At 33.7% G+C, this 25,648-nt stretch carries 26 protein-coding genes, 1 tRNA gene, 2 other RNA genes and 1 pseudogene; 15 read left to right on the forward strand and 15 right to left on the reverse strand.

Annotation, left to right across the window (positions count from 1 at the left end):
- Positions 1 to 3: 3 nt before the first annotated feature.
- The 3 genes from ABWU40_RS00050 to ABWU40_RS00060 all read left to right on the forward strand — a co-directional run bounded on the left by ABWU40_RS00050 (position 4) and on the right by ABWU40_RS00060 (position 2,848).
- A tRNA-Val gene (locus ABWU40_RS00050) sits at positions 4 to 76 on the forward strand.
- Positions 77 to 102: 26 nt separating this feature from the next.
- Positions 103 to 999 carry a cation diffusion facilitator family transporter gene (locus ABWU40_RS00055; protein ID WP_015589346.1) on the forward strand — a complete coding sequence of 299 codons (897 nt, stop codon included), beginning with the start codon at positions 103 to 105 and terminating at the stop codon, positions 997 to 999.
- 52 nt (positions 1,000 to 1,051) lie between these two features.
- Positions 1,052 to 2,848 carry a hypothetical protein gene (locus ABWU40_RS00060; RefSeq protein ID WP_015589347.1) on the forward strand — a complete coding sequence of 599 codons (1,797 nt, stop codon included), beginning with the start codon at positions 1,052 to 1,054 and terminating at the stop codon, positions 2,846 to 2,848.
- Here the strand turns inward: ABWU40_RS00060 and plsY are convergent.
- From plsY to recA, 6 genes are all read right to left on the reverse strand, one after another.
- Positions 2,843 to 3,415: a glycerol-3-phosphate 1-O-acyltransferase PlsY gene (gene plsY / locus ABWU40_RS00065; RefSeq protein ID WP_015589348.1), complete on the reverse strand. Its 573-nt coding sequence runs from the start codon at positions 3,413 to 3,415 to the stop codon at positions 2,843 to 2,845. The two genes, ABWU40_RS00060 and plsY, sit on opposite strands and share 6 nt — an antisense overlap.
- Before the next feature lie 308 nt (positions 3,416 to 3,723).
- A complete protein-coding gene (locus ABWU40_RS00070; RefSeq protein ID WP_353279185.1) occupies positions 3,724 to 5,190 on the reverse strand; it encodes an alanine/glycine:cation symporter family protein in 1,467 nt (488 codons plus the stop codon).
- Between the two features lie 2 nt (positions 5,191 to 5,192).
- Positions 5,193 to 6,536 (reverse strand): alanine/glycine:cation symporter family protein, encoded by a 1,344-nt coding sequence (locus tag ABWU40_RS00075; protein WP_141457294.1) that lies wholly within the window; start codon positions 6,534 to 6,536, stop codon positions 5,193 to 5,195.
- A 22-nt stretch (positions 6,537 to 6,558) separates the two neighbouring features.
- Positions 6,559 to 7,329 (reverse strand): CDP-alcohol phosphatidyltransferase family protein, encoded by a 771-nt coding sequence (locus tag ABWU40_RS00080; RefSeq protein ID WP_015589351.1) that lies wholly within the window; start codon positions 7,327 to 7,329, stop codon positions 6,559 to 6,561.
- The gene (locus tag ABWU40_RS00085) at positions 7,326 to 8,018 is read right to left on the reverse strand and encodes a phosphatidylserine decarboxylase (RefSeq protein ID WP_007548750.1); all 693 of its coding nucleotides are present in this window, start codon (positions 8,016 to 8,018) and stop codon (positions 7,326 to 7,328) included. Before ABWU40_RS00085 ends, ABWU40_RS00080 begins: the two co-directional genes overlap by 4 nt.
- 187 nt (positions 8,019 to 8,205) lie before the next feature.
- Positions 8,206 to 9,273, reverse strand: coding sequence for a recombinase RecA (recA, locus tag ABWU40_RS00090; protein WP_010963008.1), 1,068 nt, complete (start codon positions 9,271 to 9,273; stop codon positions 8,206 to 8,208).
- Positions 9,274 to 9,897: 624 nt separating this feature from the next.
- Here recA and ABWU40_RS00095 point away from each other — a divergent pair.
- Positions 9,898 to 10,860: a J domain-containing protein gene (locus tag ABWU40_RS00095; RefSeq protein WP_077188321.1), complete on the forward strand. Its 963-nt coding sequence runs from the start codon at positions 9,898 to 9,900 to the stop codon at positions 10,858 to 10,860.
- Here ABWU40_RS00095 and ABWU40_RS00100 read toward each other — a convergent pair.
- Together ABWU40_RS00100 and ABWU40_RS00105 are read right to left on the reverse strand one after the other, a co-directional pair.
- Positions 10,828 to 12,117, reverse strand: coding sequence for a bifunctional folylpolyglutamate synthase/dihydrofolate synthase (locus ABWU40_RS00100; protein ID WP_141457292.1), 1,290 nt, complete (start codon positions 12,115 to 12,117; stop codon positions 10,828 to 10,830). The genes ABWU40_RS00095 and ABWU40_RS00100 overlap by 33 nt on opposite strands.
- Positions 12,114 to 12,704: a phospholipid-binding protein MlaC gene (locus ABWU40_RS00105; RefSeq protein ID WP_015589354.1), complete on the reverse strand. Its 591-nt coding sequence runs from the start codon at positions 12,702 to 12,704 to the stop codon at positions 12,114 to 12,116. Before ABWU40_RS00105 ends, ABWU40_RS00100 begins: the two co-directional genes overlap by 4 nt.
- A gap of 101 nt (positions 12,705 to 12,805) precedes the next feature.
- Here ABWU40_RS00105 and ssrS point away from each other — a divergent pair.
- The 3 genes from ssrS to ABWU40_RS00120 all read left to right on the forward strand — a co-directional run bounded on the left by ssrS (position 12,806) and on the right by ABWU40_RS00120 (position 14,188).
- A non-coding RNA gene (ssrS, locus tag ABWU40_RS00110) (6S RNA) lies at positions 12,806 to 12,967 on the forward strand.
- A gap of 19 nt (positions 12,968 to 12,986) precedes the next feature.
- Positions 12,987 to 13,448, forward strand: coding sequence for a type II toxin-antitoxin system RatA family toxin (locus tag ABWU40_RS00115; protein ID WP_041573611.1), 462 nt, complete (start codon positions 12,987 to 12,989; stop codon positions 13,446 to 13,448).
- A gap of 53 nt (positions 13,449 to 13,501) precedes the next feature.
- Positions 13,502 to 14,188 carry a DsbA family protein gene (locus tag ABWU40_RS00120; RefSeq protein ID WP_015589356.1) on the forward strand — a complete coding sequence of 229 codons (687 nt, stop codon included), beginning with the start codon at positions 13,502 to 13,504 and terminating at the stop codon, positions 14,186 to 14,188.
- 29 nt (positions 14,189 to 14,217) lie between these two features.
- Here ABWU40_RS00120 and ABWU40_RS00125 read toward each other — a convergent pair whose 3' ends face one another.
- Positions 14,218 to 14,496 carry a DUF2671 domain-containing protein gene (locus ABWU40_RS00125; RefSeq protein WP_353279186.1) on the reverse strand — a complete coding sequence of 93 codons (279 nt, stop codon included), beginning with the start codon at positions 14,494 to 14,496 and terminating at the stop codon, positions 14,218 to 14,220.
- 251 nt (positions 14,497 to 14,747) lie between these two features.
- Here ABWU40_RS00125 and ABWU40_RS00130 point away from each other — a divergent pair, with 251 nt between their 5' ends.
- Complete coding sequence (locus ABWU40_RS00130) at positions 14,748 to 15,395, forward strand: O-methyltransferase (protein WP_015589357.1); 648 nt, start codon at positions 14,748 to 14,750, stop codon at positions 15,393 to 15,395.
- A 1-nt stretch (position 15,396) separates the two neighbouring features.
- Here the strand turns inward: ABWU40_RS00130 and ABWU40_RS00135 are convergent, their stop codons facing one another.
- Entirely contained in the window at positions 15,397 to 16,050 is a 654-nt protein-coding gene (locus ABWU40_RS00135) for a glutathione S-transferase family protein (protein WP_141457290.1), read from the reverse strand.
- 222 nt (positions 16,051 to 16,272) lie between these two features.
- Here ABWU40_RS00135 and ffs point away from each other — a divergent pair.
- The 5 genes from ffs to ABWU40_RS00160 all read left to right on the forward strand — a co-directional run bounded on the left by ffs (position 16,273) and on the right by ABWU40_RS00160 (position 19,620).
- Positions 16,273 to 16,362, forward strand: an RNA gene (ffs, locus tag ABWU40_RS00140) — signal recognition particle sRNA small type.
- A 21-nt stretch (positions 16,363 to 16,383) separates the two neighbouring features.
- Positions 16,384 to 17,985: a DNA polymerase III subunit gamma/tau gene (dnaX, locus tag ABWU40_RS00145; protein WP_141457288.1), complete on the forward strand. Its 1,602-nt coding sequence runs from the start codon at positions 16,384 to 16,386 to the stop codon at positions 17,983 to 17,985.
- Between the two features lie 21 nt (positions 17,986 to 18,006).
- Positions 18,007 to 18,321 (forward strand): YbaB/EbfC family nucleoid-associated protein, encoded by a 315-nt coding sequence (locus ABWU40_RS00150; RefSeq protein WP_041573540.1) that lies wholly within the window; start codon positions 18,007 to 18,009, stop codon positions 18,319 to 18,321.
- A 350-nt stretch (positions 18,322 to 18,671) separates the two neighbouring features.
- A complete protein-coding gene (locus tag ABWU40_RS00155) occupies positions 18,672 to 19,001 on the forward strand; it encodes a transposase (RefSeq protein WP_141456678.1) in 330 nt (109 codons plus the stop codon).
- The gene (locus tag ABWU40_RS00160; RefSeq protein ID WP_081600764.1) at positions 18,985 to 19,620 is read left to right on the forward strand and encodes a transposase; all 636 of its coding nucleotides are present in this window, start codon (positions 18,985 to 18,987) and stop codon (positions 19,618 to 19,620) included. Before ABWU40_RS00155 ends, ABWU40_RS00160 begins: the two co-directional genes overlap by 17 nt.
- Before the next feature lie 498 nt (positions 19,621 to 20,118).
- On the opposite strand, the gene ABWU40_RS00165 is transcribed toward ABWU40_RS00160, so the two are convergent.
- The 3 genes from ABWU40_RS00165 to der are packed head-to-tail and all read right to left on the reverse strand — an operon-like array spanning position 20,119 to position 22,479.
- Positions 20,119 to 20,661 (reverse strand): demethoxyubiquinone hydroxylase family protein, encoded by a 543-nt coding sequence (locus ABWU40_RS00165; RefSeq protein WP_006279362.1) that lies wholly within the window; start codon positions 20,659 to 20,661, stop codon positions 20,119 to 20,121.
- Positions 20,636 to 21,157 (reverse strand): disulfide bond formation protein B, encoded by a 522-nt coding sequence (locus ABWU40_RS00170; RefSeq protein WP_015589379.1) that lies wholly within the window; start codon positions 21,155 to 21,157, stop codon positions 20,636 to 20,638. Before ABWU40_RS00170 ends, ABWU40_RS00165 begins: the two co-directional genes overlap by 26 nt.
- Entirely contained in the window at positions 21,154 to 22,479 is a 1,326-nt protein-coding gene (gene der, locus ABWU40_RS00175; protein WP_141457263.1) for a ribosome biogenesis GTPase Der, read from the reverse strand. The genes ABWU40_RS00170 and der overlap by 4 nt, the downstream gene beginning before the upstream one ends.
- Positions 22,480 to 22,610: 131 nt before the next feature.
- Here der and ABWU40_RS00180 point away from each other — a divergent pair, with 131 nt between their 5' ends.
- Positions 22,611 to 22,820 carry a hypothetical protein gene (locus ABWU40_RS00180; protein ID WP_141457265.1) on the forward strand — a complete coding sequence of 70 codons (210 nt, stop codon included), beginning with the start codon at positions 22,611 to 22,613 and terminating at the stop codon, positions 22,818 to 22,820.
- A 9-nt stretch (positions 22,821 to 22,829) separates the two neighbouring features.
- Here ABWU40_RS00180 and ABWU40_RS00185 read toward each other — a convergent pair.
- Positions 22,830 to 23,973, reverse strand: a pseudogene (locus tag ABWU40_RS00185) (transposase).
- Positions 23,974 to 24,269: 296 nt separating this feature from the next.
- Positions 24,270 to 24,662, reverse strand: coding sequence for a TraR/DksA family transcriptional regulator (locus ABWU40_RS00190; RefSeq protein ID WP_141457267.1), 393 nt, complete (start codon positions 24,660 to 24,662; stop codon positions 24,270 to 24,272).
- A gap of 106 nt (positions 24,663 to 24,768) precedes the next feature.
- Here ABWU40_RS00190 and ABWU40_RS00195 point away from each other — a divergent pair, with 106 nt between their 5' ends.
- Positions 24,769 to 25,416: a heme exporter protein CcmB gene (locus tag ABWU40_RS00195; RefSeq protein ID WP_353279187.1), complete on the forward strand. Its 648-nt coding sequence runs from the start codon at positions 24,769 to 24,771 to the stop codon at positions 25,414 to 25,416.
- Positions 25,417 to 25,648: the final 232 nt, after the last annotated feature.

Raw genomic sequence — 25,648 nt, forward strand, 5'->3', positions numbered from 1 at the left:
GATGGGTAATTAGCTCAGTTGGTAGAGCACTTGCTTGACGTGCAAGCGGTCGCTGGTTCGAACCCAGTGTTACCCACGTTTTTGTTCATGAAAAGATTTTATATGACAGCAGTGCATAACGGTAAACACTCAGCAGCGCAGTCCAAGCGCTTAATCTATTCCATAATAATAGTTGCGATAACAATGTTTATGGAAATAGTAGGTGGAATAATTTCACATTCGCTTGCTCTATTATCAGATGCAGGGCATATGCTCACTGACCTCTTTGCCTTGGTTTTAAGCTGGTTAGCACATAGGTTTTCAGCTAAGAAATCCGATTTGCAGAGATCATACGGGTATCATCGGTTGCAGATAATTGCAGCATTTGTTAATGGTTTAACTCTATTCCTCATTGCAGTAATCATTATAATTGAGTCAATAAAAAGGTTTATTTTTCCAGTCAATGTTGAGTGGAAAGTAATGTTAATAATTGCTACACTTGGCCTGATCTCTAATATCATAGTCTTTTTTATATTACATAGTAAATGCGAGAGCAATATAAACATAAAAAGTGCTGTACTACACGTTATAGGAGATATCTTAGGTTCTGTAGCTGCTATACTTGCATCCATAATTATCATGCTTACTGGATGGCAAATAGTAGATCCAATCTTATCAGTATTTGTTAGTGTGATAATTCTAAATAGTGGCTACAAAATTCTAAAGAATTCTTGCCATATACTCCTTGAAGGTACACCTGAGGGTATATCTGCTGAAGAGATAAAAAGTAAGATCACATCAGAATTACCTGAAGTGATAGATGTGCACCACATACATACATGGTCGCTGTCTGATAATTATTTTATAATTACCATGCATGCTAAAATAAAGCAAAATGTGCAGCACACCAATGTTTTATATGAAATAAAAAAAATATTGCTAGATAAGTTCGAAATAGCACACTCTACAGTTGAAATCGAGTATGATGAATGTGCGGATAATAAGATACTTAAACATTGACGTTTTAAATTATTATGCTATTACTAAAGTGTAATGATGTTGAAGGTAAGCTATGATAGGTATTTCTCAAATACAATTTCCTTCAAAGGAATCTAGCAGGCTAAAGTTTGTTAGTTATTTTGCAACTTTTGTTTCTTTAAGCATTATCACTAATCCCGTTAATGTTCTTTTTTCTCTTGGTACTATATTCTTCAGGTCTGAAATTAAAACTCTTTATATCTACAAAGAAATAAAAACGGCAAAACAGCAAAAGATGAGCAAAAGGGAATATTGGGAAATATTTTTTAAGAACAATACAATCAAGGTAGCAGCCTTCCTCTTGTTTTCTGCTTTTATAACATATCTAACTTTCACTACCACTTTTTTGCTTATTTCGTTACTGGGAACTATACCACTTACAATGCTATTGGTTTTATTGCAGAGTGAACTGAGACCAAAAGATTTTAACCCATTTACGCTGCTTAAAGCTTCTATAAATTTCTTTTTGGAGGGTATAAAAGAGAATTTACGTGGTATGGTTAATAGTTTTGATGTTAAGCTTGAACATTTACTGCCCCATCAATTAAATGATGATATCATTAAAAATATTGATAAATTAAAAGATAAGTATGGTGAAAAAGTATCCGAAGACGTTATTAATGATAGAGAATTTAAGCAATTTATTGAATATATAAATGATTTAAATGAACTTAATTATCGTCAATTTAGTGATGAGGATAAAGGAAGAGTAATTACATTTTTAAATGACTTTTGCAAAGATGATCAAAAGCATAGCTCCGGCTTTACAGGTGGACAGATTTTACTTTTAGTTCTGAAAGCCTGCAATGATGGAGACAGAGAAGCTGTAAAAAATAAAAAAGACGCGTTAATTACAAATTTGCTTGATAGCCAAACTTTCTCTAGAAAAGAGCGAATCCCTAACACCTGTTTTACCGGTATTGTCTACAGAATGTTAAGCACACTAGAGGGTATTCATCCTGATCCAGAAATTAGATTTACTGCTCCGCAGCAAATATCAATTTCAGAGGCAAAAAATGAAGCACGTAAGTTCATGTTAGACAGGTTAAAAAACAAAAAAAACAGTAAAGAAATTCTTAAGGCTTGGTACAAAGCTCAGAATGACCCTAACGATGAAAGTCAGAAGATAGTTGATAATTTTATTTCAGAAGTAAGTATTCCTTTAATGAGAAAATTATTGAGTTTCACTTCTCAATATAGTGAACAAATTGTGCTGATGTTAATGAAAGATATTAGTTCTATAAAGTTAGTAGAATTCTTGGATGAGCGCTTATCTTTTTATATTGCACAAGAAACAAACACAAGATGTTGTGCTGATATAAAAGAAAAAGTTTTTCTAGAGCTTTTAAACCAAAATTTACTCAAGACAGATTTTTCTCTCAAGGATTCATCTGTGGATGAAGCTAAAAGAATAGCTAGCAAAATAATAATAGGAGAAGTCGAGAAATTTAGGTCAGAAGCTGTTGAAAAGGCTAGGAAAGTTAACCCTATAGAAGTTCAAGTAGATGCTACATTGCAAAATCTGTCAGCCTTGCCACGAGAAAAGAAGTGTTGCATTGCGTATAGCAGACTAAGTAGCCAGTATAAAGGTGATGAAAGAGAGATAATGGAGAACATCTTACTAAAAAAATTAGAGATAACGAAAAAAGAAATGAATAAGATGCTAGAAGAGAATGATATACGTAAGCTAAAATTAGCACTTGATGATGCATGTAAGAAAAGTGGAAAAAGCATGGAAGAAATGATAAAAGAAGTAGAGGAAGTAGTCTCAAGTCGTTTCTCGCATGAAGTATCTGTTAGTAATATAGCAGCAGAGTCAGCATGCTTATAAAAATTTATTTTCCTTACCTTGCAGAAGATTCACAATATTTCTGTGGTGCTTTAAGAAAACTAGTGCTCCTATAATTAGTAATGTTAAGAACAAATTCCTCTGAAAAAAAAAGGACCATGCTACAGCCGTTGAAGTAGCACTGAGTGAAGCAAGGGAAGAGTATCTAAAGGCAAGAAAGACTATTATCCAAATTATTACGAATACTAAAGTAATATCAATGTTAAATGCTATCAGTATCCCTAGAGTGGTTGCAACGCCCTTTCCTCCACTGAATTTTAGCCATACAGGAAACATGTGTCCTAAAACTGCTAAAATTGCAGATATGTATATACAAAGATTATCATCAAAAAATTGTTGTGCTATATAAACGGCAATAAATCCCTTAAAGGAATCCAGAAGTAATGCCAAAGCAGCAAGAAATTTATTTCCTGTTCTTGCAACGTTTGTAGCACCAATATTACCTGAACCTATTTCTCTTAAGTTTATCCCTTTTATTCTTGTAATGATTAAGCTAAACGGTATTGAACCGAGTATGTAGGATAGTATAAGGATTACGTACCTCTCCATCATATCCACAGTTGTTGTAATTTGAAGGCAATTTGTTGCCTTGAACGACGTCGTTCCAGCGTTTCTTTTCGTATCATCTGAGTACCAGAAGGGTGTCATTCCAGTGCTTGACACTGGAATCCAGATATAAAAGTATTTGCAAATTATGCAGTTGACAACGGATTCTAGGAGCATATCTTAAAAATAATGTCCATGATGAAATAGACTGGATCCCAGTGTCACGCACTGGGATGACAAGAGAGAGTTCTGAGGTAACAAGAAGATGGTACTGAAATGACATCTGTTGTTGTACCTTCATATGCCAAAATTTAATTAATTTTATTATTCCTCAGCCTTTTTAGGTAGCACTGAACTTCATCGTTAATCTGATTGCTAAACAGTATAAGCGCTGTCATGTTGATCAAAGCTAAACAAGAGAACAAAGTTCCACCGATATTGGCAATAACCATTATATCTTTAGAAAGGCCAGAGAAAAACGCCACAATTATTACCGCTATGCGGTATATCACTATACTTTTTGCACCGAATAAATATAGCCACCCCATTTCACAACAATATACAAATGAAATTACCGAAGAAAATGCAAACAAAGGAGCAGCTACTGTTAGAAGGATAGGAAACCATGGAGAAACTGTCTCAAATGCCTTTTGAGTAATTAATATTCCCTCACCAACACCTGTTTGGTATGCACCTGTTATTACTATCGTTATTCCAGTTAAACAGCAAATGAGCATTGTATCAAAACACGGCTCTATCATTGCAACAAGCCCTGTTCTTACTGGTTCTTCATCTTTAGTTGTTGCATGAGTAATTGAAGCAGAACCAACACCCGCTTCGCTGGCAAAGATTGCCCTTTGAATTCCAGCAACAAATGCTCCTACCATCCCTCCGCCAACAGCATTGAAATCTATCATAGAGGAAAATAATATTTTCAACGTATAACCAAGGTTATGAATATTAAATGCAATAATAATAATACAACTAAAGATATATATAAGTGACATAATAGGCACTAGTGCAGAAGATACTCTAGCTATCCTTTTAATTCCACCAATAATCACTAGAGCAAGCAGCGCAGAGATTATGGAAGAAAGAAACCAAGAGTGACCATCTACCCAACTTGAATAGCCAGATAATATGGAAACCATTTGGTTGGTTTGAAACGCTACACTTCCACCAAGACCTGATAATACAAAGAATACTGCATACATGGCAGCCAGCACAATACCAAGTTTTTTAAATCCAAATTCCTCCAGACCATTCCTTATATACTGAAAGGGACCACTAAACAATTGGTCCTGATCTTCTGTTCTATGTCTAAACGCCAACGTTACCTCAGCAAATTTTGCTGACATACCAAAAAAACCTGTAATCATCATCCAAGGCACCGCTCCTGGCCCTCCCATTGAAACTGCAATTGCGACTCCAGCAACAGTTCCAAGGCCTACTGTGCTTGAAAGTGCAGTCATAAATGCCTGAAAATGCGTAATATGACCATCATGGTGATTCGTGTCATATTTTCCACATAAAATAGCAAATGCATGCTTAAACATTCTTATGTTGAGAAATCCAAAACGTAATGTTAGAAACACATAACCAAAAACTAGTAGAAGGATTATAAATGGCACGTAAAGGATCTTGAAAAACAGCACTTCATTCATGAAGTTATTTATTCCATTCAACACAGCGTCATAACTTTCGTAAAAACCTGAAGCAGCATGCGCATCATTAAACAATAGACAAAATAACACCATACAAAGTAATCTATAAGTCATGTTTAATACCTTTTAGAATTGTAATAGGAATCTATTGTACTCAAGACTTCCCTTCTCAGTAGATATATTGCAACAGCATTTGGAATCATAAGGCACATAAACAAACTCTCACCTAGATAAGATATAAATTCTATATTCTTTGACATACAACTGATATACACTGAAACCACTATAAGAATTTGGAACGGTATCAGTATTTTTTTACTACCAAATAAATACAGCAAAGCAACTTCACAGTAGTAACAATAAGCTATTATTGTGGAAAATGCAAAGGAAAACATCATTAGCGGAAAAACTAACTTGCTGAACAAGGGCAAAGCTGTTGAAAATATCGAACTAATTAGTGTAATATCACCCACGTTATCAGTGCTATGCATACCAGTGATAATTATCACAATACCAGTCAAAAATGAGATTAATATTGTGTCTATAAGTGGTGCAATCATTGCAACGCACCCAACTTTAATTGGATCTTCTTCTTTTACAGCTGAATGTGCTATAGCTGCTGTTCCGGTACCTGCTTCGTTAGCAAACACTGATCTTCTCACTCCGGCTATTAATCCGCTCAATACTCCGCTTCCTATAGCTGATTTATTGAAGATATCTTGGAATATTATGGATAGAGCATTCAGCAAATTACTTCCGTTTACATAAATTAAATATATACACATACCCACATATAGCACTATCATAATTGGTGCTAAGCTCGTTGAAACGAAAGCAATGCGCTTTATTCCTCCCAATATTACAATAAAGACAAGCAGGGATATAATAATGGATGCGTTGTATTCTAGGAGGTTATTTGATAGTGCTGCTATTTGATTTGCTTGAAATGGTATACCGCCCAAAATCATTGCAATAAGTAGCATAATCGCATAAGTGAAGGCAAGAAATCTACCAGTTTTTGCAAATCCAATTTTTGCAAGCCCGTACTTCATGTAATAAAAAGCCCCGCCAGTTGTATTTTCAGAGCGATAAGTAAATGCAAGCACCACCTCGGCAAACTTTATCGACATACCAAGTATTCCGGTAATTACCATCCAAAAAACTGCACTTGGGCCCCCTATTGTGATAGCTATTGCAACTCCTGATATTGTTCCAAGACCAACTGTTCCTGAAATTACTGTTGCAAACGCTTGAATATGAGTGATTATGCCATTGTTGCTGTTATTACACTTTAGATTGAATAGCGTCTGTATTCCATATTTAAGTAACCTAAAGTTAATGAATTTGAACTGGGCAGTACAAAAGATTCCAGTTGCAATTACCCAAATAATTATAAATGGAATGTTGAATATCTTTATATACAGAAATGAATTTAATAGTTCACTTATCTTCAAAATCATGCAGTTTTCTATTTTTTGTTAGCTAACGAGTTTTATATGTAAAATATATGTAAAACCCGATGCTTATTGGAATAGTAAGTGTATACACTATACCTAAAATTGGTAGAGTCATCCAGGGCTTACTGATGAAAAATACAATAAGTACTCCAAAAAATGACACAAATATATAGGATAGGCTTTTGGGAATATAAATATATTTTGCAGAGAAAGTTGGAATGTGACTTATCGAAAAAAATGAAATGGCCAGAAAGTAACAAGCTACGTTTCTTGTGTTAAAAAATCGCTCTATGAGAAGTAAGTATTCACTCTCATGAGATTGAAAGGTAATAATTATTGGTAACAAAGAAAGTAAAGCACACACTGGAGCTGGAACACCAGAAAAGAAAAATTTTTCCCAGTATGGTTGTTCTGAGTGTAGCGAAACATTAAATCTTGCAAGTCTTATTGATATGCAGATTACGTATATCATTACTAAAATCCAACCTATGACTTTGATTTCGTTTAGCTTCCAAAAATACAAAAGAAATGCAGGCGCTGCACCAAAATTTAGAAAATCTGCAAAAGAATCAAGCTGGGCTCCAAAATCGCTAGTTGATTTTAGAATTCTAGCTATTCTGCCATCCATTCCATCTATTATTGCTGCAATGATGATAAAAATTACTGAGAATTCCCATTGTTCATTAAATGTAAATTTAAGTGAAGTGAGACCAGAACATAAACCCAATAAAGTTATAAAGTTTGGGAATAATTTAGTAATAGGTAAGAATCTACTGTTACTTCCATCGTTATTCATATAACGTCAAAAGTAAGCTTCTCTTGAACGTTTTCCTTATTTAAGTTTGCTATAATTGTTTCACCACCAATAACAGTTTGCCCTTCTGAAACTCTGACTTCTGTATCAGCAGGAACATAGATATTCACTCTACTGCCAAACCTTATAATTCCAAACCTTTCACCTGCTTTTACGTTCTGGGATATTCCTAAATTACAAACGATACGACGTGCAATTAATCCAGCTATTTGCTCCACAATAATTTCTTTCCCCTTTTCGTATTCAATTACAATAACCTGCTTTTCATTTTCATTACTAGACCTATTGCTCATTGCGGATACAAACTTGCCTTTTTTATAACTCATTTCCTTTATCGTACCAGATATTGGTATACGGTTCACATGGACGTTCAAAACACTTAAAAATATGCTAACAAGCGTAAACTTCTTCTCCTCTCCGTTTTCTGCTGATAAAGGATAATTAACTTCTTCAATTTTTGAAATCACACCATCAGCAGGACTTAATATAAGATTCTTATTGTTTGGCACAGCTCTTGCTGGATCACGAAAGAAATAAGTACACAATAATGTCGGAAACAAGCACGTAACGCCAAACCCCCAAGATATAGAGAATGCTATACACGTTACTATAAAGGAAACTACTATAAATGAATAACCTTCCCTGTTTATATTAGGTAAACCAAAACACATAATCTTATTAACAATAACCTATTGTTAACAATTTATCATTTATAATTTCTCATGAAAAGCTTTTTTTAACTGCTTCAGCAAAGTCTTTTTGATACAAGGTAACATTACAGATTGTTATATTAGCACATAGAATTACCGTCATACTGTAACAACCCGTCCAACACAAAATCTAATGCCTAAGTTTAGATCAGAAAACTGATTCTTCTAAAAGTTGCTCACTATCCTCGTCTATTATGATAGAATTATCATGATTTCTGAGTAAATCTCTGATTTTCGTTTCTATTTCATTTGCGACTTCTTTGTTTGTTTTTAGGTAAGTTTTTACATTCTCTCTTCCTTGCCCAAGACGTGTGTTGTTATATGAATAGTAAGCGCCTGCTTTTTCAAGCACACCAAGCTTTGCTCCCATATCTATTATTTCTCCGAGTTTTGATATACCTTCATTGTACATTATATCAAATTTCGCTTCTCTAAATGGAGGAGCAACTTTATTTTTTACAACTTTAACTCTTGTTTCATTACCTGTAATATTTTCTTTGTCTTTTATTACACCAACTTTTCTTATATCAAGCCTTACAGAAGTATAGAATTTTAATGCATTTCCACCCGTGGTAGTTTCAGGATTTCCATACACTACTCCTATTTTCATACGAATTTGATTAATAAATATCAATATACAGTTCGCTTTTGAAACGGCAGAGGTTAGTTTCCGTAGCCCATGACTTAGAAGCCTTGCTTGCAGCCCCATATGTTGATCACCCATATCACCTTCAATTTCAGCTCTTGGAGTTAATGCTGCGACAGAGTCAATAACTATCACATCAACCGCACCAGAACACACTAAATACTCAACAATATGCAACGCCTGCTCTCCAGTGTCTGGTTGTGAAATCACTAAATCATCAGTGCTTACCCCAAGTTTACGAGCATATAAGACATCCAATGCATGTTCTGCATCGATAAATGCGCATGATCCTCCTTTTTTTTGTGCTTCAGCAATCACGTGCAAGGCAAGAGTGGTTTTACCAGAACTCTCGGGGCCAAATATTTCAATTATACGCCCTTTTGGCAGACCTCCAACACCTAGAGCCGAATCAAGCGCAATTGATCCTGTGGATATTGTGTCTATTTTTTCTACAGGGTTTTGCTTCAACTTCATTATTGCACCTTTACCGAATGCTTTTTCAATCTGGCTTATTGCGTTATCTAGCGCTTTTTGTTTATCACTATTTCTTTCTTCTGGGTTACTTGCCATAGATCATTTATTAATTTATATAATTCTCTATGATAATCAAACGCGAATAACCTGCCAAGGTTTTTCTAGTATTTATGTATTATTTCAATGAAAAATATTAACGTTTTCATAAAGCAGATATTTGTTTGCCTTCGTTAGTAACACACTATACTTTAGTGTACGAACGTTGCAATTTGCAGCATAGCAGGTGGTGTCATCCAAGTAGCCAACACTGAAATGACTAAATTCGAAATGGCTACATGAATTTATTGTAAATTACTACCGTATAAGGTGCGATGCAACAAAGCCATTCCAGTGTCAGCTACTTGAATGACAACTCTTAGATGGGTCAGCTACTCAGATCTGCCATGAAAACTGCAACCCTAAATGTTGGAGCACTGTCGTACACTAAGCGCTGTAATGACAATTTTAGTCGCTTCATACACTTATCATGCTAGTCATAACAGAAATAATTTTTACCAAAGATATTTATGAAATAATTGACATAGTTTGGAAATATGTATATTATAGAACGTTAATAGTTAGTTAATTTGTAGGTGTAATGTGGCTAGAAATGTTTTGAATGAAAATGAGTACCACGCTTTAAAGCAGTTGTTTTTAACATTTAATATTCAAAAGGAGGATGTGGTAAATTCTGACATTAAGAATATTAAGAAAAAGCTTAGTCAACAATACCGTAAATTATCGTTAAAATATCACTCAGATAAAAACCCAAACAATAAAGAAGCGGAGGAGAAATTTAAGGTTATTGCATTAAATAAGCCATTTTTTGAAGAATTTATAATAGAGCCATTGGAGAAAGGTCTCAATAAAAGAAATAATTTAATAAAAGAATTACGCGGTAAGTTGTGGAGTCGCAGTTATGAAGAATTGCAAAAATACTTAGATGATAAGTGCAGAAATAAACTCTATAATAAGCAGCAGTCAATTAACAATAATGTAACTGCTTATGTAAAATATTCTTCTTATTCAAATCTCTTAGGAGTTCTTTTAGTATCCTTCACATCAATTGCATTTTTAATAATTAATGGTATTTCTTCTAATGTACCAATAGCAGTAGGTTTTCTTGCTCCCTTGTTAGCAGGATCTATTTTGAGTCTAGCTGTTAAGAGCATTTATACTAGAAATGGGAAAGAGTTTAATCATCAGACTAATATTTTATTATTGTTTAACTTTGACCAAGAATGCGAAAATTTTTCAAAGAGTGATAGGACTAAATTAAAGTGGCTAAAAAATTCAGTTATTTTGAGCAACACAATCTGTACATCTTTAATGTTTTTCGGTGTGGGATTAGATTTAGTTGCCAACGGCTTTGGTATAACTAACTCTATGATGTTATCCGGCTTATTACTTTCATTACCATTCACGCTTTTAATTGTTACTTCACCTATTTTAAATGCTGCAAGTAATTATATTCTCAAAAAGACAGCTATAAATTCAATTGAGGAGCAATTTAAAGGTGATGATCAGTTTATAGAAGTCGATAACGAAAAGCCAAGCAGTACTATGAGCAATCAAAGTTATTTCCCCATCGGTCAGTTAATATCATCAAAGTTAGCTATTCTCCATAGCGAAGTCTCTAGCTAGGAACAATGAGCCACAGATTAGTATGGTTTTGACGTTTTGGATAGAGGCTTTTAATATGTGATTTGATATTGCATCGCCAATTGACTCACACTCAATTGCTTTTATTCCTATGTTATTGGCTTTTTCCCTAATCAAGTTTGTATTTGTTGCTTTGGGCTCAGACTTAACACAAACCGCACATAGTAGCTTGATATATGGCTTTAAGTGCTCTAAGAACTCTTCCACATTTCTGTTACGAGTAACACCAAAAATTATATAGATACCTTCAGCAAAATTATCTTTTACCCACTGAAATAGTACTCTAGCACCATCATTATTGTGCGCACCATCTAAAAATAATTGCCAATCTTTTGGTAGTAAAGAAATTAAATTGCCCTCTTTTATACGCTCCAGTCGTGCAGGCCAATAAGTGCACTGTAAACCTGAAGTGATATCCTCTTCTCCAATATCAAATCCATATTTTCCACTCAAAATGCTACATGCTGCAATAGCATTGCCTGCATTGATTATTTGGTGATCACCCTTTAAAGACGGCAAAGGAAATTCTATTGATTGAATAGCTGATTGGAAAACCATTTTGTTGTTCTTTTTTTTGCAATTCCATTCAAAACCTCCTCTATATAAGGGAGATTTCTTATTTATTGCGTGGTATTCTAGCGTGTTCATTATAGATTTTTCTTGTGGTGCTATCACGCAAGGAACATTAGGTTTCATTATTCCAGCCTTTTCACCTGCTATAATTTCTATAGTAGGGCCAAGATATTCCGTATGATCAAGTGCAATGGAAGTAATTATTGTTAAAATCGGACTATCTATAACATTTGTTGTATCAAGTCTTCCACCCATACCCACTTCAATTAAAGTTATATCGGCTTTGTGACGAGAAAAAGCTAAAAAAGCTGCAATAATTGCAGCTTCAAACAGAGTGATAGGTTGTTCTGCAATTACGGCACGGCATTCTTCTAACAAGCTATATAATTCATTATCGTCGATATAACTGCCTGCAATAACTATTCTTTCATTAAAATTCACCAAATGTGGAGAAGTGTATGCGTGTACCTTATACCCTGCTGCTTGCATTATATATCTTATAAATGCTAGTGTTGAGCCTTTCCCATTAGTTCCAGCTATATGAATTACGGGAGGCACTTTTTTCTCGGGATTATCTAGTTTACTAAGAAAGCTTTTTATGCGATCAAGAGAAAAATCATTCGGCCTGCTACCAAGTGGCTTAGGCCAATGAGGCATATATATCATAGATTATTGTTACATTTTAATTCACCTATCACACTTGCTATGCCATGCGTGTCAATCTTCTCACTAAATTGAGAACGTTGATTAATAGCAATACTTATTCCACTCATTACAACATCACTTATCAAGAAAGAACTGTGATTTTTAGTAACTTTAAAATCAATATTTGTAAATTCTTCATCACCGTAAGAGAACCTTGTGCCAATTAAGCAAGTTTCATCGTCAACTGCTTTTGTACTCATTATGATCATTTCACTATTACTCATGTATTTAGATAAAATTTTAACGCACAAACGTGTAAGATACACTTCATACTCTCTTAAGAAATCTTCCCTTTCCTTCCGGGTAGTCAAAACCCAATATTTTCCCATGACAAATCGAGATATTTCTTTGAGGTTAACATTATTCTGAATGACCTCCTGAAGCTTTTCGTGTACATGCTCTAGGTTTTTTCTATTTCCTTTTGTAGATATGCTGTCTACTTGTTGTTTCATAGTATGCACAAAAATTTTGTGATCTGTACAATTAGTGTAAGCACTTGAAGAAATTACAATAAAAACAATAATGATTAAAACTTTAGTAATATTCATAAGATATACTTAAAATGCAAAGTTTAATAAAGATTAAATAACAATTACTGACTTTAATATACCTATAGACATGCCCTGTGTAAATCATCTATAATTCAAGTAGGGGTCTGTGCTATGCGTTATGAGTTAAGTTAAATTTCCCGAGCGATAATTTCTAGAGAAGGGAATTGCCTCTGCTGGTTTCGTTGAAACTAATATGCGATGCCCACCTTAACTTCAGGTCTCAGGAATCTACTAAGGCTGACGGTAGATACGGATCCTTTTTTGATTGGTACTAAATTTATGCTTCATCAATACAGAGAACAAGGTACCTTCCTATGTTCGCCTAATGAAGTATTCCAAATTGTAATTGATGTTGAAAGGTATCCTGATTTTGTTCCTTGGTGCAAAGCCGTTTATATAAAAGAAAAAATTGACAATCAAATGGTTGTGGACCTTCTAGCAGCTTTTCATGGAATTAAAGGAAGATATACATCAGAGGTAACCTTTCTTTCTCCAAGTAGAACAAACGAAGGTTGGATAAAAGCTGTATCATCAAATGGAATATTTAAACATCTATGCAATAAATGGCAATTCATTCCCATAGATGAAAATAAAACTATGGTAAAGTTTTATATAGAGTTTAAGTTTAAGTCCAACTCATTTTCAACCCTATTAAACTCAGTATATAAATATACACAAAGTAAAATAATTGCTGCATTTAAAGACAGGGCTGAAAGCCTTGCTAAACAAAAGTTACCTTGACACTATTTATATAAATATATAATTTTTTTAGTAAGTTAAGTATTTATATCGTAATGATTTTTAGACTATTGCTTTTATCAATTTTTATAAGTGTTAATTCTTATGCAGTTGTTAACCAACATATTCAAAAAGAAACTAATGAAATAACATCAAAGGAGTTACTATCACTATTACCCGATGATAAATTATTAGGAGATCCAAAAGCACCAATTCTAATGATAGAATATGCTTCATTAACTTGCTATCACTGCTCTCTTTTTCATAAGAATGTTTTTCCTAAAATAAAAGAGAAATATATAGACACAGGTAAGATGTTATATATATTTCGTCATTTTCCTTTGGATTACAGAGGGCTAAAGGCTGCAATGCTAAGTCATTGCTACGAAAAACAAGAAGACTACTTTAATTTTAACAAAGCTGTTTTTAACTCAATAGATTCGTGGAATTACTACAATTTAAGTGATTTGACTTTACTACAAAGAATTGCTGCACTAAGCAACTTAAAGCAAGATGCATTTAACCAATGCATTAATGATAAGAAAATTATGGATAAAATCATAAATGATAAATCACTGGCAATTAATAAACTTGGTATCACAGCTACCCCAATATTTTTCATCAAGCTTAACGATGGTAAGTCATATATAGAGCATAATAAAGTTAAACATGAAGGGTATAAAGAGCTGAAATACCTCACTGATGTAATAGATAAATTATATGGAAAAGCTATAGTGAAGTAATACCACTGTAGCTTACCGTATAAAAGACTCTATGCTGGGTCATTGTTTTTTACGACTGTTTGTTGTTTTTTACGCTCAAATTCTCTTTTTTTACTGTGCCAAGCGTAGTAATACATAGCAATTTTATTCTCTATTAATACTATTGTTCCATCATAAAACTGAACCATATCCATAACTTTTCTCTGAGCTTCATCAAAACGTTCTTTATACTTTTCACGATAAGCTGGATTATTTAGTAACATAACCCCTTCATTCTTGTTAGATTTTTTGTTTAACGTTTCAACTTCGCTAGCAATAGTATAAGACATATAACCCCCTCTAATTGATTATAAAAATTATATTTTAATAAAGAGAAATGCGCATAAACAATCTCTTTAATTCCAGCACAATAATCAACTGCTTATTATACTAGTTAACTATAGTACAATATATAATAATTCTTGTCACTTAAAATTTTATACTATGAAATAATAACTTAAAATAAATGTTTTTATTATTTCAAACTATATTATTATATTTATAAATTGTGTATGAATTAAGCTTCCCTAATTTATAATCTATGCGTAATAATTTTAGTATAAAATTGTCATACATAAGAAATCTATTTGCAAAAGAATTTAAAACAATAGAAGAATATTGTATTCTTGAAAAAAAGCAACATATTCAGATCGGCCATGAAGAAGGAAAGCTATTAAGTTTATTTATAAAAATCCATAAAATCAAAAGTATTGTTGAGATTGGCACGTTATACGGTTATTCGTCGATTTGCATGGCAAAAGCTCTACTGGAAGATGGTCACATATATACAATAGAAAATAACCCTCAATACTCAAGAATAGCAAAAAAAAATTTTAGTGCTTTTAATCTGAGTGATAAAATTACTCTAATAGAAGGCAATGCATTGGAAAAACTTAATGAATTATCAGCAAAAGCACCATTTGACATGATATTTATCGATGCTGATAAAGGTGGTTATCCTAAATATTTAGATTGGGCAGAGTCATACATTAAACAAGATGGGCTAATCGTTGCAGATAACACTCTATTGTTTAACACAGTATTTTTAGAATCGCCTCCAAAAGAAGTATCAGAAAAATCATGGCATGCTATGAGGGAGTTTAATAATAGATTATCAGATGAAAAAAAATATTTCTCTATATTGATTCCAACTGATGAAGGAATGACTGTAGCTTTAAAGCTAACATAAGTTAAAAATCAAGGTCAGCATAATGTTTAGGAGGGATTAAACCAGAAATCCTCTCTAATAATATCTCACGAAAACAAGGCTTTGATTTAACAATGGAGTACCATTCTTTTAAAATTTTACTTTTTTCCCATGGAAAACTACTTACATAGTCTATTACAGAAATATGCGATGCTAAAGTAATATCAGCCAAAGTGAACTTATCGGTTGCAAGCCAAATGTTCTTGTTAATTAAGTGTTCAACATATTCTATATGGCAAAGCAGATTATGCTGAGCTGCATAGATAAACCTAGAATCAGGGCTGCGGTTAGTAATTACTTTTTCATTCATAATATACTTAGTAACTTCATTGTAAAATTTGTTATCGAACCAATTGATTAGAGCGCGTATTTTAGACTTAATAATAGTGGATGAACCAAATAATTTGACGTCGCTATTGTAAGTTTCTTCTATATATTCACAAATGGCATTACTATCCGCTATTACAAAGTTATTATCTATTAATACTGGTACTTGCCCGGTTGGATTGATCTCCATAAATTCATTCCGTTTTTCCCACGGATTTTCATACACTAGATCACAGCCCAACTTTTTTTCTTTGAGAAGGGCTCTAACTTTTCGTGAAAATGGACAAAGAGGAAAATGATATAAAATCATAATATTCCTCTTTTCTTATCCCAGTACCTATAGGTTGTTATTCCAGTGTGTGACACTGAAATCCACATCTTTTTTCTCTGGATCCAAGTTGGGATGACAAGAGAAGAGTATTTTAGGTAACAGTTGTTTACTCCAAAGTAATGTTGCAAGAGGTCTAACATATAAATTATAAGACTAATATAGGATATACCTTGCTAAATAAAAAAAAAAGTATAATATTTTATAAGGTATGCAGGCAAAAACTCTGTAATTTGGTCAGATCAGAAATGAAGCAGCCATATCAGAACCTTTTTGGGTTGCATACCTACTTCATTATTTGTTTTATCCGAAGCTGTGAATATAGCATTAAAACATCGTCCTAGTAGCTTTAAAGATCTAGTAGGTCAAGATATATTAGTGCGTGTATTAGAAAATGCTTTTATTTTAAACAAAATCCCACAATCTATACTGCTCTCTGGTAGTAGTGGAGTTGGTAAAACCACCACTGCAAGGATAATAGCTTTATGTTTGAATTGTTCCCTGGGGCCAATTTTTGAACCTTGCGGATCATGTGAAAATTGTCTAGCAATAAAAAATTCAAGCCATCCAGATGTGATTGAAATCGATGCAGCAAGTCACACTAGCATTGACGATATTAAAGTAATCCTGGGAGATATTTGCTATTCACCTATAAGCTCTAAATTCAAAGTCTACATTATAGATGAAGTACATATGTTATCCAGCAGTGCATTTAACGCATTACTTAAAACCCTAGAAGAGCCACCATCTAGTGTAAAATTCATTTTAGCAACTACGGAAATAAAAAAGATACCGATAACTATTATTGCACGTTGTCAAAGATTTGATTTACACAACATTCCTGTAGCTAAAATAGTGGAACGTTTAAATGATGTTGCACAAAAAGAGAGTTATTCTATTGAAAAGGGAGCATTAGAATTAATTGCACGACACTCTGGAAATTCAATGCGTAACGCCTTGTTTTTGATGAATCAAGCAGTGCTATATAGCAAAGATGGTGCAATATCCACTAAAAATGTGACAGACATACTTGGCCTAGTGGATAAAGATATTATATTTGATCTATTAGGGGCAATATTAGAAGGTGATTTACAGAAAGCTCTATCAGTGTTTGACAAGGCGATAAAAACAGCAAACCCACTTAGTATTTTTGAAGGTCTATTGCAAACAATTCAGTTAGTATGCCGTTTTTTAATTACGAAAGAGATTGATAGTGCAGTTACAGAGTATGAAAAGAATAGGATAAAAGATTTAAGTATAAAGAGATCTTTAATATTTTTTTCAAGATTGTGGAAGGTGTTGCTTAAAGGTATTCAAGATATAAAAACTTCAACATGCAACGATGTTGCTGCTGAAATGATGCTAATTAGTCTTTGCTATCTCTCTGATCTACCTTCTCCAGAACAGGTGATCAAAAAAGTTCTTTCACAAAATGTAGAGCAAGGAAATAGACAGGGCAGACCTGTTGCACCTTCCCCCTCTGTCATCCAAGTAGCTGACTACTCAGATCCAAAAAAATATGTGGAAAGTAAACAACAACCCCACTCTGTCATCCCAGTGCGTGACACTGGGATCCATGTGGAAAATAAACAACAAAATTACGATTTTGATAAGATTTTGCAACTATTAAGGCGGAGTAACCAAATTTATCTTTACAAACAACTGTGTAATAATCTACAATTAATAGATTGTAAACCTGGGTATTTAAAATTAAAAGCTGTATCTAAGTTGGACAGTAATTTTTGCAATGATTTAAAAAATTACTTAAACCAGGCAACTCAGCAGGAGTGGGTTATTACAGTTGATACGGGTTATATAAACAGGGAAGTGAGTAATTTAAATTATGCACCTGCAGTCAAGGATATACTTGACATGTTTAAAGGTGCAAAAGTAGTTAATATAGAAAATAAGGAGTAAGTTGTGGATTTTAGTCAAATAATGAAACAAGCGCAAGAGATGCAAAAAAAGCTTGCAGAAGCTCAAGAAAAATATATTGGAAAAGAGTTTCAAGGTATTTCTGGTGGTGGCAAAGTTTCTGTATTAGTGGAAGTCATAAAAATAGGTAGCTATAAAGCTAAAAAGGTGAACATAGACTTAGAACTTATGAGAAATGAGGAAAAAGATATAGTAGAGGATTTAGTAACAGCAGCGTTTAATGATGCCGTTAAAAAAGCAGAAGAAGATATGGCAAATGCAACTTCTGATCTCGCAGGTATGATGGGTTTACCACCTGGATTTAAACTTCCTTTTTGAATTTACTACTGAAGTTTCTTTTAGTGTAAGTATTTTTTTTCTAATACTAGACTTCTTTATATAATGCGCCTATAGCTAGCACAGCCCTATGTCATACCGCAATTCATTCCACAACTGTACGAACATTGCAATATGGCACATAGTAAACGATGTCATTCCAGTCTGGAATCCAGCCTTGCCGTAATCTCATCAAGAACGTTGTGTTTTAACATAAAACGGCTACTTTTATGCTTACCAACTTAATAAAATTCCTGATCCCAGTGGGCTTTGTTGCATCGCTCAAGTGAAAAGAACTGGCAGTTACTGACAAAATTCATTATAAATAGCCATTTAACTGTTGAAGAAAAAATATGCCACAAAAAATGAGAGTCAGTAACTGCCATGAATATAACAAATTTCTCCAAGAAAGAGGAAGCATTTTTTGTTATATCAATGACGCCATAGAAAATTGGTACGAGAATTGTCCAAAAATGCAGGGCGGCAACTATATTTATAGTGATAAAGTTGTGATTTTGGTGCATATAATCGTCAGTTTCTTTAGAATTGGTTTAAGACAAACAGTCGGGTTTATAAAAGGGTATTTGCAACAAATAGGAAGAGATTTGGCAGTTATCAGCTATTCACAAGCATCAAGAAGGTTTAAGAAACTTAATATTAAGATAAATGATTGCAGAAAATAATATGGAAGATATCGAAATTGCTATAGACAGTACAGGAATTAGTATATACAACAACACTCCTGGTCACAGCAAGGAAAATAGCACTGACAGAAAATATCGTGGCTATGAGCAAACGAGAAAATTGCACGTAATGTTGAATATAAACAACAAAAAAGCCATAGCTGTAAAATACAGTAACGGTGTCTACTCTGATCACTATGGAGCTTGTGATTTGCTAAAAGAAGTTGATTTTCAGCATGCCATAAAAGCACTATATGCAGATAGAGCATGTGATAGGCACAAGTTTTATAAGTTGTGTAACGAATATGATATAAAGACAAAAATTCCACCAATAAACAATGCGGCAGAACATCCAGAAATAGATTATATGTCTGACAGGAATGCTGCTATTAGGTTAATAAAATTATACGGTGAAGATGGCATGAAAGAATGGAAAAAAGAAGTAAATTATGGGAAAAGATCTTATATTGAAGGGTTTTTCTCAAGATTAAAGCAAATATTCGGATTTAGTTTTAGGAATAAATCTGAGATAAATCGAGAAAAAGAACTGCTAATCAAATGCTATTTGCTTAATAAATTCACTGATATTGGTATGGCTAAATTTGAGATAGTTACATGAATTTACCATAAATCACCATCTCATAAAGTGTGATGCAACAAAGCCGTCTGGAATCCACAACTGTACGAACGTTGTAGTTTGGACCACCAGTGGGGTGTCATACCAGTGCCCAGACACTGGTTCTATGCAACTTAATTAAAAACGTTTGTTTTAGTGTAAGACAATTACCTTTAGCTTATCAGCTCAGTTATAAGCAAAATTTCTGGATTCCAGACTGGAATGACACCATTTGCTGTGCAATTTACCTTCAAAAATGAATGTTCGTACAGTTGTGAACCTGTGGCAGGTATTACATAAGAGCATTTCCCTCTTCTAAATTAAAACGCACTTTTGCCTCCTTTGCAGTCTATACTTTAGATGTATTTAATTTACAAATACTAATTATTTATTAATAATGGTGATATGTAAATATAGTTATAAAATAATTGTTACACTTGAATTCCTTCCTGGTTTCTGTTGTTATCAGAACATTTAAAACACTTTAAGAAAGCTGCTTAGTTAAATTAACTTAGACAAGTAAATAGCAGTTTTGCAGCCTGTTTTTATGAATGATGATAAAATGTTGTAGCCAAATGCGCTTTCAGCATTGTGCTGAATTGCAATATCTTTGTGCTCTAACTCCTCGTCGCGAAATTTACTTATAGTTTCTCTTAATTCCCCATCTTCTAAATGTGAAACTTGCTCTTTGTAGTGCTCCCCGATAACTTCTTCAACTGCAGCAGTGCAAGCCATAGCAGCTTTTTTGCCCATAATGGCAGTTGCAACGCCAAGCGACACTCCTAAAACACGCCAAACAGGCAACAAAACAGTAGGACGAACTTTTTGCTCTTTGATTTTCTCATTAAAATAGTGAAAATGCTTTTTTTCCTGCTCTTCCATTTCAATTATTTCATTGATTATAGAAGATTTCTTAAGAATAAATTTTTGACCAGAATAAATGCAAATAGCTCCATATTCTCCAGCGTGATCTACTCTAATTGCCTGTTGCAAGAACTGATTGTTGCTGTACCTTAAATTATTTAGATTTCTTTCTTTCTCCACAATACACCTTACCTGATACGAACAGAGCTACTATGAGATAAATTAGATTCCATGTTGCTAAGGAAACACCTAGAACGTAATGAGGTCTGTCACAAGATGGAGAGTAATTAGGATTTAGTAGATTATTTCTGAGCTCTTCTATACTAACGTTACCACTTGCTTGCTCTGTACAACCTAAAACATCATGAAATAAGTGGAGTTCAAGACCTATATGATAAAAAGATATTACTGCACCTATGAGGTAGCTGCAAAACATTGCATAGATTAGAATTTTGTTGTCTTTAAGCATGCACGCTACTGCAAGTAATCCGGCGATATAGTAAACTATTCGCTCGTATGTACATAACTTGCATGGCAGCATGTTGAAAAAATATTCTAGCACATATGCAAAAATTAGAGCAGCGGCACTCGACAGCAGAAAGATTGCAGGAATTCTGGAATTATTACACATAACTTTAAGTAAATTATCCCTGAAAGTATAAAGCAGAGTATTCATTTTACATAGGGATTTTTATTTTTTTTCAAAAGCAATCTAACTGGCACACCGTCTGCAAAGAAATTTTTTCTGAGATCGTTAATTAAATAGCGTTTGTAACTTTCATCAACACTTTCAGGTATGTTACATATCAAAGAAAAAGCTGGAGGTTTAGTACCAATTTGAGCGATATACTTCATTTTAACTGCTTTGCCTTTTACAAGAGGGTGAGAATGTTTTTCTACAGCATCTATGAGCCACTTATTCAGTTTTGCAGTGCTGATCTTCTTGTTCAAGGATTCACTCACTTCAAGACACTTATCTATCACATCACCGCAGCGCATGCCTTTTAACGCAGAAATTGTTATAGTTGGCACTTCCAAGAATAACCTGGTTACTTCCTGTTGTTTGACAAATTTTATTAACCTGCTTCTGTCATCCTTACCTATTAAATCCCACTTATTTAAAACAACAATAATCCCTTTCCCTCCCTTAATTGCAGCTTCACCAATTGATAAATCCTGCTGCTCAATACCAACTAGGGAGTCTAGCATTAAAACTACCACATGAGAGCGCTTGATTGATTCCATGCTTTTCTCAACAAATCTTGATTCTAAGCCATCTACAACATTCGCCTTTCTGCGGATTCCGGCAGTGTCAATTAGAGTAATTAACTCTCCATCATGATCATATGTAATATCCACAGAATCACGTGTGGTACCTGGCTCTGAACTTGTTATTAGTCTGTTTTCTGCAAGTAAACCATTTAAAAAAGTTGATTTTCCAACATTCGGACGGCCGATGATCGCGATCCTCAGCCTACTCAGTTCATTGTTAGGTAACTCAGTGTTCTCGTTAAAATTTTCAATAACACCAGCTAATGCATCATAAAGATCAACCATGCCAAGATTATGCTCGGCAGAGATATACACCGGGCCAAGAAAATCAAAAAACTGCAAATAATCAACATTTTCGGATTTATGACTCTCGCATTTATTTGCTACTAGTATTACAGGTTTATTTATTTTTCTCTTCAGCCACTTTGCAAACTCTTCATTTCGCTCATTTTGCACTTTTGCATCAACAAGAAAGAAAATTATGTTTGAATTGGATAAAGAAAATTCGATTTGTTCAATAACTTGTAGTGAAAAATTAGTTTGGTCGTTCCATCCTCCTGTATCTATAACTTTAAACTCCAAATCGCTAATTCTCCCCATTCCCTCTCGCCTATCCCTTGTCACTCCTGGAATGTTACTCACTACTGCTGCTTTTCTTCCTACTAATCTGTTGAATAGGGTCGATTTTCCAGCATTTGGTAGGCCTACTATGGCGATTTTTAGCATAATTCAAGGGCATGTTCTATATGAAGTAAATTATAACCGAAACTTTTCAATTTAACTATTGACTTCGTAGATTATATAAGCATACTACAGTTAGAATTTTTTTATTTCGTTATGTAAAATATGGGGTAGTTATGCTAGTGTCAGAGCAAATAGAGAGTGTAGATAGAGAAGAATTAAAGCAACAAAATCATATACATAAAGATACAGAGTGTTCGGAAGAGACGACAATATATGGGCATATTAATCAACATATGGAAAAAAACATCTCAAATACATTGCATGAAATATATGATGCTCTTATGTCATATAACGAATCGGAACAGTCAATGGCGTCAACTTAAGAACTTTCATTAGCAAACTCTCCTAAAGACATGATGGCGTTTAGGCTTATCTACTTTATTGCGGCTGTCCCGGTCGGATTTTAACTTTAGCGCGTATACTTAAAAAGGGCTTGAAAGTTTTTTGGCGCAATAAGTACCTGATAGAGTTTCTGCCTCATTACACCAAATAAAACTGAAAAATTTAAACGATACTCAGTAATTTGATCTGGGTTCCAAGGCCCTTGTGCATCACATATATGAAGCGATAATATATTGCACATGACCAAGTTTGCCCAAAATTCTTGTAATACAGCCTCTCCAGAAAAATTCTCTAACTCTGCTCCTACTTTGAGTCGTTTATAGCACTCCTCTATGTGCCACCTTAACACATAAGCTTTGCTCCAAAGTCTCGGTCAAAAACTCTGTTTCTCAGTTGGCTAATGTCAGCACTATAACTCTTACTTTCTGTCCTTTCATTTTATTTTTTAGCTTTTCATTTTCTAATATAAAATCAAAATCTAATTCGCCAGCGTTCCCATAGCTTACTATAATTTCTTTTTTGCAAGCGAAAAATAAAATCTACTTCCAAATCATAATGCTGCTGAATGAATTTTACTGAAGACGATCATAGATAAATAATAATTTCTCTTGATTTAATAAACGCATTTGAGTGATAACTTCGGGTAATTGCTCTGCCGCCAACGTTTGTTCACCTATATTCCAAGCTGCAAGACGAGCACTACAAATTAGCGAAGTACACAAATCAACAAACAAATTGCCAATGGTGCCTGTTGTTCCATTTGGTTCAAACTCGGATACAATTTCCCCAGAGCTGGGTAATCTCATACCAGAACCATCTGCTGCAATAAGTCTATAGCCTCTCCAACTCAGGTTCATCCTGATAGGCTGTTTGGATGCTTAAATTCTTGAAAGCCTGTATGGCAAATCTTATACCTTGCTTTAGAAAAAGCTTGCTTTGAGGGTACATGTCAATGGCTCCATAAGTTCACATTCTATTCCCAAACTTTTTTTAACTAACTTTAAAATCATAGAAAATACTGTCGAAAAAGGAAGTTTTCTTGTTCGTGTAAAACTCAACACAATGGATTTTCTGAAAAGTTTTCGAGTATATTATATTTTTAATTTGTAGAATAAGGTTTTTTCCTTTTTGCATATTTCACCTAAAAAGGACACATTTTAGACTTCTTTGTTGAAATAAAACAGAAACAAAAGTGCTGTCCCTTGCACTCTTTGGATAATTTAATGATAAAAAATTTAGAGAGAAATTTTATACACTATCGCTGATATTTTTCCTTAAGTTGACGCCATTGCCTGAACGGATACAACTTAATTTTTAATCTGCAGGAGTCAAGTTGAGAATGTCCAATTTTCCACTTTCTTTATAGCATAACATACTTCAGCGCCTCTTGCTCCTCTTGAAGTCCAATGGGCTCACCACTTATGTGTAAATTAATCGTTAATGTTGTACACGTTCTTTTCTTTTTCTACTCTCTCTTGCTCTTCAATACAATATATAGCAAGCGGATTAGCTTTAAGTCTTTCGACTCCTATTTCTTCTCCTGTTCCATCGCAGTAACCATAAGTGCCTAATTTTATTTTTTCTAACGCCTCCTTAATTTTTTCTTTTCTATCTTTTTGACGCTTGATTAATTCCTCGTTTCCACTATCTTCATCAGAATAGTATGTATCAATACTATTATCTTCTAGTTCTTGTTTCTCTAACTCAGCGAGTATTGATTGTAACTTTAAGCTGAAGTATTCCAGTTGTTTTACGCTCATATATTCTTCATCTTCTGAAGGAGTGTAATCTTCTGGTGACTTTATTTTTGGTAACTTTTCCATAATTGCATTATCAAAAAAATAATAAAACCTATATAATTTATGAACAAAAAATTATACTACCTCAAAGTAAACACTATAATTTATAATAAACATTTAAAAGCCTAGTATGATCGACTCAGTAAAAAAATTAGCAATAGATGATAAGAACTTTACCTATATAGTATGTATTTTTATCATAATGTTAAGTTTATCTTCATTTACACTTAAAAACAACAATAAACAAGAAGTTATGTTAACATTAACATGGATATGTGCTACATTTGTTTTGCAGATTTCTACAAATAATTTGTTTACATCTGATTATCATGATGGAATATTAGAGCAAATCTTTGTACAGCCACTCTCTTCTAGGCTTATAGTTGCTTATAAAATTTTCGCTCACTGGTTATTATTTGGGTTACCGATTTCAGTAATTTCTTCCATATTCAGCTTTGCAATTCTAGGCAATAGTATTGAACACTCAATAGCAGTTGGAGTGTCTTTATTATTTAATACGCTGATAATCACTAATATTTCAGCTACTGGAAATGCATTGATGATTGGTCAAAACAACTTAGCATCAGGAGTATCGCAAATTCTTGTTTTGCCAATGATAATGCCAACCTTTGTGTATTTTAAAATGCTAACTCAATTTGAAAATTTATCCTTGAATATTTATACACTACTAATCACCATCTTAGTTTTTGTTATTTTGATTGTTAACAGCACTGTAACTACTCACATGGCACTAAAATTTGCTGTGGAACAGGATTGAAAAATCTTACTGTTATTCAGTAGACTTCTTGCATAACCTAGAAAAAAGGCAAATAGTTATTATAGATTTAGGTTTATCGACAATTTGAAAAACCTTCATTTCAGCATCCTTCCCTGTCATCCAAGTAGCCCTTCGTTGTCATCCCAGTGTCAAAAACTGGGATAACAGCTAACCTGACAACCGTCATCCCGCTACTTGTTAGCGGCTAAGAGATACCGTGACGGTATGACGG

The organism is Wolbachia endosymbiont (group A) of Cydia amplana (assembly GCF_964028495.1).
Taxonomy (GTDB): Bacteria; Pseudomonadota; Alphaproteobacteria; order Rickettsiales; family Anaplasmataceae; genus Wolbachia; species Wolbachia pipientis.

Excerpts from the sequence above, each read along its gene's own strand:
- ABWU40_RS00055 (WP_015589346.1), top strand. The coding sequence starts at position 103 with ATGACAGCAGTGCATAACGGTAAACACTCAGCAGCGCAGTCCAAGCGC.
- ABWU40_RS00060 (WP_015589347.1), top strand. The coding sequence starts at position 1,052 with ATGATAGGTATTTCTCAAATACAATTTCCTTCAAAGGAATCTAGCAGG.
- plsY (WP_015589348.1), bottom strand. The coding sequence starts at position 3,415 with ATGGAGAGGTACGTAATCCTTATACTATCCTACATACTCGGTTCAATA.
- ABWU40_RS00070 (WP_353279185.1), bottom strand. The coding sequence starts at position 5,190 with ATGACTTATAGATTACTTTGTATGGTGTTATTTTGTCTATTGTTTAAT.
- ABWU40_RS00075 (WP_141457294.1), bottom strand. The coding sequence starts at position 6,536 with ATGATTTTGAAGATAAGTGAACTATTAAATTCATTTCTGTATATAAAG.
- ABWU40_RS00080 (WP_015589351.1), bottom strand. The coding sequence starts at position 7,329 with ATGAATAACGATGGAAGTAACAGTAGATTCTTACCTATTACTAAATTA.
- ABWU40_RS00085 (WP_007548750.1), bottom strand. The coding sequence starts at position 8,018 with ATGTGTTTTGGTTTACCTAATATAAACAGGGAAGGTTATTCATTTATA.
- recA (WP_010963008.1), bottom strand. The coding sequence starts at position 9,273 with ATGGCAAGTAACCCAGAAGAAAGAAATAGTGATAAACAAAAAGCGCTA.
- ABWU40_RS00100 (WP_141457292.1), bottom strand. The coding sequence starts at position 12,117 with ATGATATATATGCCTCATTGGCCTAAGCCACTTGGTAGCAGGCCGAAT.
- ABWU40_RS00105 (WP_015589354.1), bottom strand. The coding sequence starts at position 12,704 with ATGAATATTACTAAAGTTTTAATCATTATTGTTTTTATTGTAATTTCT.
- ABWU40_RS00115 (WP_041573611.1), top strand. The coding sequence starts at position 12,987 with ATGCTTCATCAATACAGAGAACAAGGTACCTTCCTATGTTCGCCTAAT.
- ABWU40_RS00120 (WP_015589356.1), top strand. The coding sequence starts at position 13,502 with ATGATTTTTAGACTATTGCTTTTATCAATTTTTATAAGTGTTAATTCT.
- ABWU40_RS00125 (WP_353279186.1), bottom strand. The coding sequence starts at position 14,496 with ATGTCTTATACTATTGCTAGCGAAGTTGAAACGTTAAACAAAAAATCT.
- ABWU40_RS00130 (WP_015589357.1), top strand. The coding sequence starts at position 14,748 with ATGCGTAATAATTTTAGTATAAAATTGTCATACATAAGAAATCTATTT.
- ABWU40_RS00135 (WP_141457290.1), bottom strand. The coding sequence starts at position 16,050 with ATGATTTTATATCATTTTCCTCTTTGTCCATTTTCACGAAAAGTTAGA.
- ABWU40_RS00150 (WP_041573540.1), top strand. The coding sequence starts at position 18,007 with ATGAAACAAGCGCAAGAGATGCAAAAAAAGCTTGCAGAAGCTCAAGAA.
- ABWU40_RS00155 (WP_141456678.1), top strand. The coding sequence starts at position 18,672 with ATGCCACAAAAAATGAGAGTCAGTAACTGCCATGAATATAACAAATTT.
- ABWU40_RS00160 (WP_081600764.1), top strand. The coding sequence starts at position 18,985 with ATGATTGCAGAAAATAATATGGAAGATATCGAAATTGCTATAGACAGT.
- ABWU40_RS00170 (WP_015589379.1), bottom strand. The coding sequence starts at position 21,157 with ATGAATACTCTGCTTTATACTTTCAGGGATAATTTACTTAAAGTTATG.
- der (WP_141457263.1), bottom strand. The coding sequence starts at position 22,479 with ATGCTAAAAATCGCCATAGTAGGCCTACCAAATGCTGGAAAATCGACC.
- ABWU40_RS00180 (WP_141457265.1), top strand. The coding sequence starts at position 22,611 with ATGCTAGTGTCAGAGCAAATAGAGAGTGTAGATAGAGAAGAATTAAAG.
- ABWU40_RS00190 (WP_141457267.1), bottom strand. The coding sequence starts at position 24,662 with ATGGAAAAGTTACCAAAAATAAAGTCACCAGAAGATTACACTCCTTCA.
- ABWU40_RS00195 (WP_353279187.1), top strand. The coding sequence starts at position 24,769 with ATGATCGACTCAGTAAAAAAATTAGCAATAGATGATAAGAACTTTACC.